Annotated in this window: 9 protein-coding genes; all 9 read right to left on the bottom strand. The window is 46.5% G+C overall.

Translation table 11 applies throughout. The features are described 5' to 3' along the window. Nucleotides 1-42: 42 nt before the first annotated feature. Nucleotides 43-1,215, bottom strand: coding sequence for a pectin acetylesterase-family hydrolase (locus DWZ56_RS06695; RefSeq protein ID WP_118555624.1), 1,173 nt, complete (start codon nt 1,213-1,215; stop codon nt 43-45). A gap of 42 nt (nt 1,216-1,257) precedes the next feature. Next, on the bottom strand, nt 1,258-3,627 hold the full coding sequence (locus DWZ56_RS06690) for a glycoside hydrolase family 3 N-terminal domain-containing protein (protein WP_118555623.1): 2,370 nt from the start codon (nt 3,625-3,627) through the stop codon (nt 1,258-1,260). Between the two features lie 43 nt (nt 3,628-3,670). Next, complete coding sequence (locus DWZ56_RS06685; protein ID WP_118555622.1) at nt 3,671-6,310, bottom strand: hypothetical protein; 2,640 nt, start codon at nt 6,308-6,310, stop codon at nt 3,671-3,673. A 133-nt stretch (nt 6,311-6,443) separates the two neighbouring features. Next, the gene (locus DWZ56_RS06680; RefSeq protein ID WP_118555621.1) at nt 6,444-8,048 is read right to left on the bottom strand and encodes an ABC transporter substrate-binding protein; all 1,605 of its coding nucleotides are present in this window, start codon (nt 8,046-8,048) and stop codon (nt 6,444-6,446) included. A gap of 143 nt (nt 8,049-8,191) precedes the next feature. Further along, nucleotides 8,192-8,983, bottom strand: a complete 792-nt coding sequence (locus tag DWZ56_RS06675; protein ID WP_118555620.1) for a response regulator transcription factor — start codon at nt 8,981-8,983, stop codon at nt 8,192-8,194. Continuing rightward, nucleotides 8,983-10,722, bottom strand: a complete 1,740-nt coding sequence (locus DWZ56_RS06670; protein WP_118555619.1) for a sensor histidine kinase — start codon at nt 10,720-10,722, stop codon at nt 8,983-8,985. Before DWZ56_RS06670 ends, DWZ56_RS06675 begins: the two co-directional genes overlap by 1 nt. 221 nt (nt 10,723-10,943) lie before the next feature. Next, nucleotides 10,944-13,376: a glycoside hydrolase family 3 N-terminal domain-containing protein gene (locus DWZ56_RS06665; RefSeq protein WP_118555618.1), complete on the bottom strand. Its 2,433-nt coding sequence runs from the start codon at nt 13,374-13,376 to the stop codon at nt 10,944-10,946. 15 nt (nt 13,377-13,391) lie between these two features. Beyond that, on the bottom strand, nt 13,392-14,624 hold the full coding sequence (locus DWZ56_RS06660) for a neutral/alkaline non-lysosomal ceramidase N-terminal domain-containing protein (protein WP_158584481.1): 1,233 nt from the start codon (nt 14,622-14,624) through the stop codon (nt 13,392-13,394). 48 nt (nt 14,625-14,672) lie between these two features. Further along, the gene (locus DWZ56_RS06655) at nt 14,673-15,851 is read right to left on the bottom strand and encodes a serine hydrolase domain-containing protein (protein ID WP_118555616.1); all 1,179 of its coding nucleotides are present in this window, start codon (nt 15,849-15,851) and stop codon (nt 14,673-14,675) included. Between the last annotated feature and the right edge of the window lie 2 nt (nt 15,852-15,853).

Raw genomic sequence — 15,853 nt, 5'->3', positions numbered from 1 at the left:
AATCACCTGATTCATGTACAAAATCAACTTCCGTTCGAATACTTAATTATAAGTCTTCTGATCTCCTGCTTGCTTTTTATGACCGTATAAAAGCTCTAAACCGATTTTTTCCGGACTACCGTTTATAACCGAGACAATCCAATCTATGATTTTGACTCCGCCATACGCATAATCAAACACGCTATCTGTTGCTACAATTGTATGGTCTGTAAGGTTCCCAACATTAATTTCCGGATTCATTTTATCAAAGATATAAATGGCGATATCCGGTATTTCTTTACACAAAATCTCGACCGATTTTTTCAATACAGCTTCAAAAGCGTCTCCGCCCTCTTTATCAAACATAAACGGTCTGTTGTCAGTATAATTTTGCATCTGTGATAAAAGCGCGTCCCGATAAGTACAGTCGAACGCTATCTTCACCTTACTGCCATGTCTTCTATGTAAATCCACAAGACAATCCACAGTGAGGTTGTCGCTTATCAGCTTACTGCATATCGCCTCCGGAGACTTCCATTGCTTTGTTGCAGTATAATACCAGCTGTTGTAACTGAAAACAGAACTGTCAGGCAGACAAATAAAATTATTGCAATCATCAAACAGGTTTATAATATCATCGGTAAGCAGCGCTGTTCCAAAACCGCCAGCTGAATAACCTGTTACCAAAACCTGTTCAGGACAGGGGACAAACTCCCGTATTTTTTCAATCATAGCACGATAATTCAAGTAACCGTGATGATAACATACACCCCTCCCACATTCCTCGTCGTCATATAGAAAATCATTCGTTCCGGTATGGAAATCACCATTTGCATAAGAAATCACGACCACTGACCAATCCTTGAAGGGATTATCTTCCCTGTCTTTATTAGCAAGCCCCCTCCGTCCTGAGAAATAACCTATAACATTCGTATTAGGTAAATAAAAAGTCGGCTTTCCTTCTTCTGGAACAATCGTATTGGGGCGTGCTGCACTAAATGCATCCAGTGCAACTCCTCCTCCGCAAAACATCACCAATAGCTTATTTACCGTACCAATTTTCAATGTACTGTAATATGGTTCGCCGTCAGAGCATATACATCCTTCCGGCCTGTATGTATACCAGGTGTTTTTTTCCGGATTAACAGGTAAATCCTCCGGCTTAAATGCCAAAAGTTCTTTTAAATTCGCTTGAATCTCTTCCGGCAAAAGCTCGATCCTTTCTTCGTCAGTCATTATTTTTCCCTCCTTCTTCTAAACCAGTGGTTGTGCATAACATCATATTTCCTCCAATGCTTGAAACTCTTCCAAAATATGCTGATATCTTAACGCAATCTCGTCATCATCCCAGTTCTTACGCTTCAATGCCCCCCGGATATTTGTGCCGCCCCACAATTCCTCCAATGATTTATCCGGAGCAAATTCCAGTGCCACATGGGACAGCAGCAGGATGTCATCTTCCATATTCCGATTGATGATCTCTATGGCCCGTGGATTCTTCGCCAATACCCCGATGGAAGTCCTCCCGGATAAACCAAAGGGATCTTTGCAGCGCACCAGAATCCGTTTGGTAAATGATATGTCACGGGAAGAAGTTCCAATCATAAGGTCGAACTCACCGGGCTGTGTAATCCATTCGCCAAATTCCATGTAATAGCCGGCAAGATCTGATTTCTTAAGACAAATGGTTACGGTTTTCTCTTCTCCCGGCTCTAAAAAGATTTTTTGAAATCCCTTCAGCTCCTTTTGGGGGCGGTCAAACTTACATTCCACATCATGGACATAAAGCTGTACTACCTCGCTCCCCGCAAGCATTCCTGTATTTTTCACAGTAATCTGCACTGCCACAGGATTTTTTTCCACGTCTATTTCATCCTCCACAGCAACGTCTGTGATGGCAAAGGAAGTATAGCTTAAGCCGTATCCAAACGGATAGAAGGGCTCAATATGGCGAGCATCATACCAGCGATACCCCACATACATTCCCTCTCCGTACCACACTTCCCTGTTCTCACCGCCAAAATTCTTATAGCTGGGGCAGTCATAATAATGCTTCGGCCAGGTAAGCGCCAGCTTGCCGGACGGATTAAACAGTCCAAAAATCCCGTCTGCTGTGACCTTTCCGCCCTGGATACCCGAAAAGAACGGGCATAAAATGGCTTGAACCCTGGATTCGTAATCATTTAAATCGATCGGCCCGGTGGAATTGATGACTAAAATCACTTTGCCGCCCGCCGCTTCAGCTTCAGCAATCGCATGCTGCAGGTCTCTGGCATCGTCCTCATCCATGGCCAGACTTTCCCTGTCCGCCCCCTCTCTTCCGTCACAGCCCACCACCACAATCCAGCAATCTGTGTTTTTTGTGGCTTTCTCAAAAGTAACATGGTCTTCCCCTAACAATTCTACGGTACGGTCATAGACGTTCGTGACCAGGTCGGTCGTTACATTGCTGCTTCCTGCCGGACAAATGGCAGGATTTTTACTTCGCTTTCCATAAAACGCCACAGATACATCCCTGGATAACGGCAGAGTTCCGTCATTTTTCAGCAATATCATGCCTTCCTGAATGGCCTGTTCCATAGCTTTCAGAGATTCCGCAGAATTGTATGTATGATAGGCGCCGGTTGCTGCTGTGGATTCTGCAACTACTTTTAATATATTGCGGACACTCTCGTCTAGCTTGGCTTCCGATAAGCTTTTGTCCTTCACGGCCTGCACAATACATTGGATTCCCCTGGGACCTGGCATAGTCAGATCTGTGCCGGCCGCCACTGTCTGCACCTGATCGTAAGCGGCTCCCCAGTCGGATACCACAAAGCCCTCAAAGCCCCATTCCCCGCGAAGCACATCCGTTAACAGCCACTTATTCATTGCGCTGGGTATCCCATTCAGCTTATTGTAAGCTGACATCACCGTTTTGCATCCCGCATCAATGCAGGCCTTAAATCCTGGAAAATAGATTTCCCTCAGTGCCCGCTCCGGTACATGCTCTTCTACTCCCATGCGGTCTTTTTCCTGATTATTCGCAGCAAAATGCTTCACGCAGGCCACCACACCCTGGCTCTGGATGCCTCTTACCATGGCCGGAGCCAACTGTGACATAAGATAGGGGTCTTCCGTGAAGCTTTCCCCCAATCTTCCGCAAAGCGGGTCCCGGTGTATGTTCACATTGGGTCCGAGAATCATATCGATCCCGTAGCTGTTCATTTCTCTGGCGAGTTCCCGGCCGCAATTCTCGACGGCCTTAGGGTTCCAGGTAGAGCCAAGGCAGATTCCGGGGGGATAGCAGCCGTACTCCTTCGGAGCCGGCTGCATTCCCTCTTTACTTTGTTCTGCCGCCATTTTCTTCAGTGTTCCCAGCGCAATGAGCAGACCTCCCATATAGCCGTTTTTTTCACGGTCAAAGGGCTGCCCCGCCGCTTCTGCATCCTCTGCCAGCTTCTGATAAATCTGTTCTCCGGCATATTCCATGGAATTGACGCCATTACAGCTGTCAAGCATAAACATGGCCGGTATCCCGTACTTATCAATCGCTTCCGTGTGAAACGGAGCACCGCCAATCACCATGCGCGCTTTTTCCTCCAGCGTCATCTCTGAAATTATCTGCTCTATAGAGCCGTAAAGCTGTCCGTCCTGTCTTTGTTCCATGATATTCACGCTCCTTCTCCCACCTTAAATGTTATCTGTTTTGTCATTCATACAGCCATTTCACCGGACCGAGAATCCCCATGGGAAGAACCGTGGCATATGGAACACCGGAAAGGGAATCCACAGGGATTCCAAAGATGGTATGATCACTGCGGCTGTTTGACGCACTTGTATATACCTCAATCTCAATCTGATTCTCCCCCTCTTTTACCTTATCAGAAACTGCAAAGAGGTAAGGCGCAGCCGCACGTTTTCCAAGGCTCCCTCCGTTTAGGAAGACCTCGCAGCAGTCCGACAGAGCGCCCAGATACAGCCAGTCCGGAATTTTATCTCCAAAAGACACGTTCGTTCTGTAAATGAGTTTTCCGTAGAAACCAGGGCCGGTGTGGTTTTCCGGCCGCACAGGTATATTTCCTTCTGATTTTTCAACAACACCGTCCGGATATTCGATTTCCCAGGAGGCATTATGTTCCTCTGCTCTGGCAATCTTAGCTATCCGTTCCGTAAGTATCTTTGTCCCCGGAAGATAAAGAACCTTTAATTCATATTGCTCAAAGGTAAGTTTCAGCCGAATCCTCCCGTCCATCGTCTCTTCCTGATCCGGGCAAAAGAGCTGTCCGCTCATCACATCCCATAAGAGTACTTCTCCTTTGCCCTGAATGGCAATCACCGCTTCTGCACTTCCTCTGGGCGCTTCATTGTGAATCAGATAAAATTGTTCCCCGTCTTTCGTCACATGGAGATACCGGAACCATTCTTTCCTGGCAGATTCCAGATCAATATCCGGTGAAATCACTTTTCTTACATTTCCCGCAAGTTCTTTCAGACTGGTGCAGTTCACATTGCCGGAAGATGACACTGTATCTGCACATTCCTCCGGAATGCGGTCCACAAAAAAGACCGGAAAATTGCTTTCTCTGCATTTATCGACAAACGCGGCCACAGACTCCGGAAGCTTTTCGCAGGCAGGAATTATGAAGGCTTCATATCTGTGTCCATTAATTTCCAGCCCATCTTCCGTAACCGTGTCATAACGTTTTGGGAACGTAAAAACATCCGCAGGAATAAAATCGTAGCTGATTTGATTTCTCGCCAGTTCTCTGGCAGGTTTCTGGCATTTCTGCGCTTTTTCGCCCTCCCGCCATTCTGCTTCTGCATGGTATAGAATTGCAGTTTTAATTTCAGACTTTGAGGTGTAAAGCAGGCTGCATATCTGGTCTGAATAGTCAATCAGAGAAGCCGAATATTCCGGCGATTCCCCATAGCAGCCCTCATCCATCAGATACATCCTGTTTACACCATTTACCATGATGTGATCCAGTACAAACTTTCTCTCTGCAAGTCCCTGCTGACCGTATAGGGCAAAACATTCCACCACGGAACGTCCCTTTTTCAGCGGATTGATATGTGCCTCCGAAGAGGCCAGCTTGGAAAGTCCGTAGTGATAAAATTCACCATCCGCATTTGCAGCGCCGTACCAGGTAACAGCCTGATCTTTTCCCGGAAGGATTTGACCTGCTATAACGTCGATCCCCGCTTCGTCCTGATAATACTGGTGCTTAAAATAATGCCCCAGCCCGCATCCTAATCTCGTATGTGAATTCTCATCTTCAAGAGAATGCCCGAAATAGTAAATTCCTCTCTCCTGACAAAACTCATAAACCTGTTTTGCGTAATTTTCCTGAATCAGTGTGGATACGGCGTCCATGTAAGCACAGCGGAAATCTTTATAAGTACCCATTCCATCATAAAACAGACAGGGCAGCTTCTTCCTCCATTCAGAATCACGTTTTTCCATTTCTTCCGGCATCTCCGGGCTCCAGGAATATACCTCGCAATCATCCATAAACTGCGACCTTTTTCCGGGAAGCATAAAATAATCAAAAACCTTCTCCCCACCGTCATTTCCTGCCTCCGGTTCGTCATAGAAAAATCCGTACCAGAGAGTACCAAGCTCATCCTTTAAATGCTCATAAATCTTTTTATGTACCGTTTCAATCTCAAGGGCGACTGACTCACGGCTCAATAGATTGACATAATGTGGACGGCCGGAAGTTTCTCTTGTGGTAAAGACAGTAAAAATTCGCCATCGGCCCTGGGGAACATTCCAGGTCAGATATCCGTCTTTGACATAACTGTCAAGAGGGATCGCTGTATCCTCCATCAGATACGGCGCTGCAGCGTTTTCGGGATTCTCGCAGAGTTGAAAGGCTGTCAGTGAAATCTCTTTTCTCTGTGATAAATCAATGGTTTCGAAGCGGTGCAATGCTTTTCCAAAGGCAATATTGCGTACATGATCCATATTTATGACTGCTTCCTCCATCGGACCGCAGATATCAATATGCCGTTCGTCAATGAACAGTTTATTCAATTCCGGATGCTCTCCGTTTTCCAGCGCATTGCCCGCGCTTCCCGTTGGAAAATCGGTGAAATCCGGAATCCAAAAGGGCATATTCTCTGCCCTGCATGCTTCCACAAGGCAGTCAACTGCACCAAAATAGTCTTCATCAAAAGGCACTTGTTTTCTCCCCTGCTTTGACTGGTAGGTAACAATCACCTGCTTATAACCTAACGTTTTGACTCTCTGCAGATTCTGCCGGATTATTTCCACGGATTCACCCGGTGAAAATCGAAATAAATATGCGCTGATGGGTTTTAATCCCTGCTCTTTAAATCTCATCATAGAACTCCTTTCTCCTATGCGGTTTCAAACCAGACTCTGTCATATTCTCATTATCTGCTTCCCTTAATTAAGGAGGGAATGGACATTGCTGCCCATTCCCTATATAGAATAACTCTTTATCTTTTATCAGCCTTTACTGCTCTTTCAGCCACGCATCAAACTGTGCCTGTTTGTCAGCAATAATCTCATTGATACCGTTGGCTTCCAGCTTGCTGATAAATTCTGCATATGTGGGCTCCAGGTCAGCGCTTCCCGTTGTTAATGCAGGAACATATTCATTGATGACAGCCTCCACTGCAATAATTTGATTGGTCATCGCCGAAGCATCATAGCAAAAGCCGTAAGCCTTTGTCGGACGGTTGCGGGCGGTGTCAGACCAAATCTTATCTTCCTCCAGGGTATTCTGCCCCAAAGTTACCGCCTCCGTCATATTTCCATAAATTCCAATGCCATAGCTATAAGTTGAGGTAGAAGCATCTACGCCTTCCGGATATCCAATCTCTCCCTTTTCCTTGTCCGTATACACATAATGGGTTCCCTCTATACCGTAGAGGAACAGGTTCGGTATCCGGCTGTCCTTATTCATCAGATTTAAAAATCTGGCTGCTGCCTCCGGCTCCGCCGCTGTTACCGGAATCGTCCAGTAAGCTCCGCCGGACGATGCAACCGCAGCATTATAAGGTTCATTAAACATCAGATGGATATAATCTCTTCCTGTTTTTTTCTCCAGCATGTAGCAAAGGTTTGCCTGCCCTTCACTGAAATAGCCGCTTAACGCACCGCTGATGCTTAATTCCTCGAAAGATATATCTGTGGTTGCGGCATCTTTTAATACATATCCGTTTTCATACCAACTGCGCACATGATCCAGATAATTCTTATACTCCGGGGAAGCATACATATTGACTACCTCTGTGGAATCCAGCCCAATTACTACTCCCGAGGACGCACTCGCTCCCAGCGCATCAAATACAAAGGTCATACTTGCCCGGTCCATATTACCTGCAACACCACAAGGTGTAACATCCGGTTTTGCCTCCTTAATCTTTGCAAAGATCTCATCCAGATCATCCAGGGTGACAAGCTGTCCGTCCTCATAAGAAAGTCCCGCAGCTTCCAAGTCCTCCACCGCAATCATATATCCGCCTGCACGCCCTACTTGGTTATTAAAAGGAGCGATTCCGTACACTTGTTCCGTAGAGGCTCTATTTAAAATAGGATATCCCTCGTCCACCCATTTCTGTACATCCGGCATCAAATCCAAATACTGATCCATGGGCTCTATCATGTTCTGTGTGATAAAAGGCGTCAGCTCGGTAAACGCTATGCACATAAGGTCAATCTGCTCCCCTCCGCCAATCCACATCGGGCAGGTGGAAGCGATTTCAAATATAGAAACCGGCTTCAGTTCAATCTCCACGCCAGCCTCTTTCCTGCTGATTTCATTGATCGCATCCTGCACAAGCCGCATATCCGTAGGCTCTACACCGCCGGTAGGGTAAGTCATAATGATCTTTGAGATTTCTCCGGTCCATTCACCGCTGTCTTCACTGCTTTCCTCGGCTCCAGTATTTTCATTGCCTTCACTGCTTCCGGTTTCATTCTGCGGTTCACTGCCGGCTTTTGTTGTTTCCGGATTCGTTCCCCCCTCTTTCTTGCCACAGCCATTAAGCAATGTCATTGCCATTATTACTGCGAGCAAAAATACTCCCATTTTTTTCAGTACCCTTTTTTTCATAAAACCCCTTCCTTTCTTCTCTCCGGTTTATGTAAAAATCTCCGCCGGTGTGATTTATCTTTATGAGTACATTCTAAGTTAAATCACTAGGTTTTGTATGCTTCAAAATCAACCGGATTGTGTTCAAATTCACCATCCTGCCGCTATGATTCACTTTTGCCTGATTTTTTCGTAAAAAGGCTGCGATACTGACTGGGTGTATAACCGCTGTATTTTTTGAACTTTTTAGTAAAGAAAGCGTAGTTTGGATACCCCACCTTTGCAGAAACCATGGTCACTGTCATATTGGTATCCTGCAGCAGTTTTTTTGCCAAATCCATACGATAATCCGAGATATATTCCAACACCGTTTTTCCGTACTTCCTCTTAAAACAACGTGCCAGATGATTCTGTGACACATAGACCATCTGTGCCAGCTTCTCCACCACCAGCTCTTCCTGCACATGCTCTGTGATGTATTTCTGCACAATTTCAGCAATATCCCGGTTGTTCCCTTCGTCCGTATCAGTGAGGTTTCGGACATACAGTTCCCCCATCTGCTTAAGCTTTTTTTCCGAATCCTGTCTTAAAACCCGCTCCACAGCTTTGGCCAATGCCTGATCCATCACTTCCGGCGTGGCTGGTTTTAAAATATACTGAAGACATGACATACTGACTGCCTGCTGGGCAAATTCAAATTCATTGTGACAGCTTAGGATTATTTTCACAATTCCCGGATAATTCTCATTCATCCACTCCATCAATTCCAGTCCGCTGCCGCTTGGCATCTCAATATCGCAGAACACAATATCCACCCGGTTATCTTGAATAATACTCTGTGCCTGCTGCATGCTGTTTGCCGTCAGTACATTGGTAATCCCATACTTTTCAAAAGGCGCTTTTGCACAGATAGCTTCTATCGCCAGCATTTCATCATCTACTAACAATATGTTCATCACTGCATCCTCCCCATATCATGCAAAGCTCGGGCTGTTTTCTCTTTATCACAAGGCTCTTTGGGCAGCTCCATCCATATTTGTGTCCCTTCTCCCAGCTGGCTGGTAATCCGCATTGCATATTGATCACCATAATAATACTTCAATCTTCTTCGGCAGTTCCAGATACCAATATGTACACCGTTACGGTCTTCTATGACTTTCCCGGTATTGAGCTTTTCAAGCACCTCTGATTCCATGCCGTTTCCCGTGTCACAGACGGAAATCAACAGCCGCTCTTCTTCTACACGGATGTTGATGATGATTTCTATTTCGCTGCCCATAATCAAACCGTACTTCACCGCATTTTCCACACAGTTCTCTATCAACAGCTGGGGAATTGGAATATTCTCCGCTTCCGGTTCCATGGAATAAACACAGGTAAAGCTGTTTGGGAATCTCATCTTTTGGATTTCCAGATAATTCCTTACAAAGTCCAGTTCCTCCTTCACCGGAACCAGATCAACATTCTGCCGAAGAACATAACGGAAATAATTCATCAGCAAAATAGAAAATTCACCGATCTGTTCATTCTTTCCAACCTGGGACAGACTGTAAATGGTGTTTAAGAAGTTCAGCACCATATGCTGATTCACCTGCAGACGCATATTAATTGCGTCTGACCGAAGCTTCTCAATCTCCTGCTCATAGGAGGAAATCACCAGACGGTTCAGTTCATCCACCATGTGGTTAAAGCTATGATAGAGAAAATCCATCTCCATGGACCCGCCTTTTTCCGCTATCCGGGATTCCAAATCGCCGTTTTCCAGTCTTTGCATGGCTCCCACCAGCTTAATCAAAGGTTTCATTACAAGCCCCCTTGCAAGGGCATACATGACAGGCAAAATGATAAAGCTTACCATGGTCAGGATATAAATCAATCTGGGTAATCTAAGAAAATCCTTCATGAACAGGGCCTCATCAACCACCTGGATCAGCTGATAGGTTCCGCCATTGATTCCTTTCTCCAAAACAGTCTGACTGTCAGCCTGAAGCTCTGCCAGATTCTTTTCTCCCGTCACAATTTGAAAACCGGTCTCATCATAAAATGCAAACAGTCTGCCGTCTTCGCCTGCCCAGTATATCTCACCCTCGGTTATTTCGGAAGAGCTGTAGTAATCCTGCAAGATATCCGCAATATCCAGTAAAATTCCAAAAGAAAAATTGGGGAAGTCATAATACTGCATGATAAATGCTTTTTCTTCCACCGTTACCCACTTCCACTCCCCCGTCTTCGGTATTTCAACATCCCCCTGACGTAATTTCTGTTCCAGACTGTCAAAATCTTTTTTCGTATATTGGTTTCCCCGGTTTATGAAGCTTATAATGTCTTTTTCCTGATCCCATATGGTACAAATACCTGAAAAACCGCTCCATGCATTGCTGTTGGCCAGATATTTTTTGAATCGCAGCACCTCCACCACTGAATCATCCAAATAGTTAAAATTCAACTTTACTAAAGTCGCACCGTCCAAAAAATTCTGCATGAGCGTCTGCAAGGAGGCAAGCTCAACCTCCACCCGCTCACTGAAAATGTTTAAATAGCTGTTATAGGAGGAAAGCAGATTTTCCCTGTAAGAATTTTTCATCATGCCGGCTGTCACCGCCGCCAGAATATTCACCGGCAGCACAACAATACATGTAATCAGCACCCACTTAAATGACAGACTGCGCAAAAAAATATGAATTCGCTTTTTCATTTTCCTTCCTCCTTATCGACAGCTGTTTTATTAAATTATGCCACGTCAGCAAGCTGACATGACCCCTCTTGGGGGATGCGCATGATTTTCTTAGGAGATTGTCTGCTGCGCAGACGAAAATCAGCGCAGTATAATATCTGTCGATAGTATACCATAAACAACACAATAAAATAAAGACAGGCGGCAAAACGGATCAGTGCATATGTTCTGTTCACCGCTGCTTACACTATCTGTACTTCTGCCCAGAATTCCCGTTCCCTGCCCACTGGGAAATCGTCTTCTGTTATGATAAAACTATTTTGCAGCCGCAAATCAACGGAAGATGCCCCTATAAATACCTCAATCTTCCCCGCCTCGACTTTCCACCGCATATCCCGTGTCAGAAATGCCATCTGGCTGGGAGCACAGGCAAAAGTCACTGTCTTTGTCTCCCCCGGCTCTAACGCTACCCGCGCAAAACCCTGCAGTTCCTGCACCGGCCGGAGCATGGAGGCAAAAGTATCCTTAAGATATAACTGTACAATTTCTGTTCCCGCAAGCTTTCCGGTATTTGTAATATCACAGGAAATCATAACCTTCTCTTTGGGGCTTACCGGCTGTGCTTCCTGTTCACTCCCATTCACTTTAAGATTGCTGTATGAAAACGTGGTATAGGATAAGCCATGGCCAAAATAATACCTCGGTTCATGGGGGATATCCACATAGTTCCGGAAGCCGCAGCTTTCCCCCTGATGCCAGGAAGAGCCGTTGGGATGATTATAATATACCGGTATCTGTCCCGCGCAGCGCGCAGTGGTCACCGGCATCTTCCCGGAGGGATTAACCTGTCCGCATAATACCTCGGTCACTGCCTGTGCGGCGTATTCCGCCGGATTCCATGCCTCCAGGATAGCGTCCAGATATTGATCCGCCGCATCACTGGAAACGGGACGTCCGTCAAAATGTATTCCCACCATAGGATGCCCCAGCTTAGCAGCCTCCCGAATGAAGCTGTCCTGACAGCCCGCAATATTGATATCTGCCGAGTCCACACCTTCCCCCATAGTCGAAACGGATCCGCCTCCGTTTTTCCCGCCCAGTGTCAGCAGAATTACGTCCGCATCCTTACAGACCTCCAGCGCCTCCGCAAATTCATCCCGATTGTCTCCCACAATCTGATAGCCATGGGCATATACTACCTCCGTATCCGGCAGCGCCTTCTGCAAACAGGTCAACAGCGTGGGGCAATCCGTTTTTACCCAATCCAATTGTTGCTTAAAGATCTCGGTTTCACTAAACTGCACCTGGGTGCCGGGAATCAAAACCGCCCCTCTGGCATTGGAAGCATCATTTTCGGCAATCCCCGCCTGACTGTTGGAGGCCGCAGCAGATGCTTCTGCTCCGGATAACGCGCTGTAACCGCCAAAATAGTGGTTTGCCCAATTCGCATGCGGACCGATCAGCGCTGCTTTTTTACATTTCTTTTTCAACGGCAAAACACCGTTATTTTTAAGAAGCACCAATGATTCCCTCGCGGACTGCAAGGATACCCGGTGATCCTCCTCACTCTGATAGACCGCATCAAACGCTTCCTCTTCCAATCCAAAGGGATGCTCAAAAAGCCCCATACGGAATTTTTCTGTAAGCACTCTTTTCACAGCTCGGTCAAGCACTGCCATGTCCGCCCGGCCCTCCGCAAACATCTGCTTTAATCCGGTGCCAAATGCCACCGGCATGGGCAGCTCCACATCCATCCCGGCAGTAAGGCACCGGTATCCTGCTTCCTCCATGGTCTCACCTACATAGTGAACCGTATGAACATTGCTGACCGCCCCGTAATCAGAGAGAACTGTACCTTTAAATCCCATTTCACCTCTAAGTATCTCCGTCAGAAATTCAGGGGATGCCGAAACCGGGCCGTCATCCACAGCATTATAACAGGGCATTACCGCGCGAAGCTCTGACTTTGCGATCGCTGCCTGAAATGGCTTCCCATGAATCTCCCGCAGAGCTCTCGGACCGATCTGCGTATGTGCGCTGTTGATTCCTCCGGCGGACATATGATAGGCCATATAATGTTTGGCACAGGCTTCTGCGTGCAGGCCGTAAACTTCCTGCCCCTGTATCCCCCGGACATTTGCACTCCCCATAGCTGCTGCAAGTGTGGGATCTTCCCCATAGGCTTCTCCATGCCGGCCATGCCTTGGATCTCTTGCTATATCCAAGACCGGGCATAGAATCTGCGTAATACCGACTGCCAGTTCCTGTCTGGCGGTAATTGCCCCAACCTTTTCCTCTAATTCCGGATCAAAGGAAGCTCCCCGTCCGATTCCGGAAGGAAAACTCATCCCGCCTGCCACCCAGGCTCCGCTTAATCCCTCCAAATGAAATACCGCCGGAATATGATGTTCACTCTGCTCCATAACCATCGTCTGCAGGATCCGCTGCATCTTACGGGCATCCTTTACAGCATGCAGGCCCCCCATCACCAATGCGGATACCTGCCCTGCTCCATGGGGGAACATCCGGCGTAAAGGCTCTGCTTCCTCTTTTGTCAGCACCGGTCTGCAGATGAGTCCTGCGATCTGAGCCATTTTTTCATCCAGTGAAAGTCTGTTCAGCAGATCATCGGCCCGTTCCTCCGGTGAATAAGAGCAGTCTTTATATAATTCCATCGTATCCCCTCCTCTTTAACCATTCTGATTTCCGAACATTTCTTCAAATCCACGAATAAAGACCGGTTCGGCACATCCCTTTTCAATCAAAGATGAACCGGCAACAAAGGACTGATGCTCATATTCCCAATCATCCGGCACATACCCCATACATCCCTGAGCATGCGTAATCATGATTGTATGTTCTGCATCTGAAACCTTTCTTACATTTTCACCAACTATTGTCACTACCTCCGCGGAGATACCCATAATCGCCAGTTCTCCGATACGTAATAACTTCAAGGTAAAGGGAATGGATGGTGCTTCTTCCTCCTTTGCTCCCTTCGCTTTTACAAGTACAATCTTTTCCAGAGAAATAATACGGGCAGAATCCACATTACAAACTATCCGCTGATTGACCGAAAGTATATTTCTGACATGTTCCCGTACAATGCCATCCAGTATCATGTATCCGGCTTCACCAAGGGATATTGTTCTGAAACCGGTCTCATCATAACCGTAATTGGTTGTAACCCGTGGATTCTGATCACCGGCTGCTCCGGATGTCCACAATACAACGCCTCCCAGCTGATCCTCAATACTTGTACTGGTTCTTCCGGGTATGTCTCCGCTGATCCCAATTCCATCATTTACCAGACAGCCATTCAGCAAAACCGCATGACATGCATAGTTAACAACCAGAGCAATCAGATTTTTTTCTTCATCCTCCAGCTTTACTAAAGCAAGTGTCTTATCACTGGGACGCTCATAGTTATTCCCAACCTCACATTTCCCATCAATGAGCTCATCTCTGTTTACGTTTATATAGGATTTTCCTTCTGCATAACCCAATCTGGCAGCGCGTTTTGATGATATGGCTTCAAGAACCGCTTCCCTGACCGCATTCTTAATCTGTTCATACCACTTGCGATATTTTGCTTCTGTTTCAACGTCTGCCGGCATCAACGGCCATCCGATAAAAGGCGTTTCATGCGTATGCGTAGCAGTCAGAAAAATATTCTCATTTCTGATATTTGATATTTCGTTGATAAATTCCACGGTTTCCTGCGGATATGGAACCTCTCCCATATCAAATGCAACCAGCAGGGTATTCTCCTGTAAATTCTCAATATATAATGCGCGGACATGGATTCTGTCTGCAATAAACTGAAAGCTGATTGGCCCCACAAACGGAAGCGGCAGCAGCTCCTCTGCGGGAGTAATATCCATTCTGGCAGCGCCTGCCATTAACGTATTTCTTTCTTTCACTGTATCTCCTCCTGACATCCATTTATCAATACTTTCCAGCCATTCAGTTCAAAGGGAATCATATACCAAATCCCGCAATGTGGGATGTATGTCAGAGAATGCAGTTCCGCTGTCCGGTGCCGCCTGCACATAGAACAGAGACAGATGATTGACCGGGTCTATCAGCACGTAGGCACCGGCAGCGCCATCCCATCCAAATTCTCCCAGCGGGCTCTTAGAAGCTGTGGGATCCAGAAGTGTGCGCACCCCAAGTCCATATCCGTACTCCAGTTTTCCTCCGATATGGAAATCCTTTAGCTGCTGCTCATTCAACCGGTTTTCACTCATTTTAGCAATCGATTCCGGTTTCAATATCCTTGCACCGTCAGCACCGGCCCCGCCATTGGCCAATGCATCGATTACTTTACTGTAATCTTCAACCGTACAGGCGATCCCTGCACCTCCGCTCTCATAACAGTCATTCATTCTGGCTGCATTGACTATCTGCGGAACATGTTTCTCTCTTTCGGTATCATACCCATACAGCACTGTCAATCGGTTCTTCTCTGATTCCGGAATCTGATAATAAAGCTCCCTGGCACCCAGCGGCTCAAAAATATTCTTCGTCATATAATCACTGAATTTCATATCGGAGACCACTTCCACCACTGCCGCAAGGATATCGTGGGCATAGGAGTAGGAATAATGGGTACCGGGCTCGTACAGGAGTGGATTCTTCGCAAATTCCCGTACAATCTCCCGTGTGCTGGCATGAGGATGCTGCTTTAACAGCTGCAAAACCGGATTGGAGGCCAGATGGTAGGAAAACCCTGCTGTCATGGACATCATGTCCTGAATATAAATTTTGTTTTTTGCCGGGACCTGCTGGGAAGTCTCATCCGGCCACCCCAATATCCACTGCCCGGAGGCCACAAATTCCGGTAAATTCAGATTAGCTACCACATTCATCTCTGCAAATTCCGGCAGATATTTTGACAGTTCATCTTCCAGCCCAAGCTTTCCCTGCTCCGCAAGCTGCATCACTGCCGTCATTGTCAGTACCTTGGATGCAGAAAATATGTCATGCAGATTGTGTTTCGTCAATGGAATCGTATCTTCAAAATCTGCCGTTCCCGTCAGATGCCGGTAGATAATTTCATGCTCCTTCGTAATGATACAGTCAGTACAGCGCACATTGTATAAATTTTTTAAGCTGTCCAAATAATGCGTTACCTTCTCAAAGTTCATAA

This window comes from Lachnotalea sp. AF33-28 (assembly GCF_003477885.1).
In the GTDB taxonomy this organism is placed as follows: domain Bacteria; phylum Bacillota; class Clostridia; order Lachnospirales; family Lachnospiraceae; genus AF33-28.
Note: the sequence above shows the minus strand (reverse complement) of the source record. Positions and strands in the feature narration are given on the sequence as shown.

Bases quoted from the DNA above. Each gene is read 5' to 3' on its own strand.
- DWZ56_RS06655 (WP_118555616.1), bottom strand. From the start codon at position 15,851: ATGAACTTTGAGAAGGTAACGCATTATTTGGACAGCTTAAAAAATTTA.
- DWZ56_RS06675 (WP_118555620.1), bottom strand. From the start codon at position 8,983: ATGAACATATTGTTAGTAGATGATGAAATGCTGGCGATAGAAGCTATC.
- DWZ56_RS06665 (WP_118555618.1), bottom strand. From the start codon at position 13,376: ATGGAATTATATAAAGACTGCTCTTATTCACCGGAGGAACGGGCCGAT.
- DWZ56_RS06695 (WP_118555624.1), bottom strand. From the start codon at position 1,215: ATGACTGACGAAGAAAGGATCGAGCTTTTGCCGGAAGAGATTCAAGCG.
- DWZ56_RS06670 (WP_118555619.1), bottom strand. From the start codon at position 10,722: ATGAAAAAGCGAATTCATATTTTTTTGCGCAGTCTGTCATTTAAGTGG.
- DWZ56_RS06680 (WP_118555621.1), bottom strand. From the start codon at position 8,048: ATGAAAAAAAGGGTACTGAAAAAAATGGGAGTATTTTTGCTCGCAGTA.
- DWZ56_RS06685 (WP_118555622.1), bottom strand. From the start codon at position 6,310: ATGATGAGATTTAAAGAGCAGGGATTAAAACCCATCAGCGCATATTTA.
- DWZ56_RS06690 (WP_118555623.1), bottom strand. From the start codon at position 3,627: ATGGAACAAAGACAGGACGGACAGCTTTACGGCTCTATAGAGCAGATA.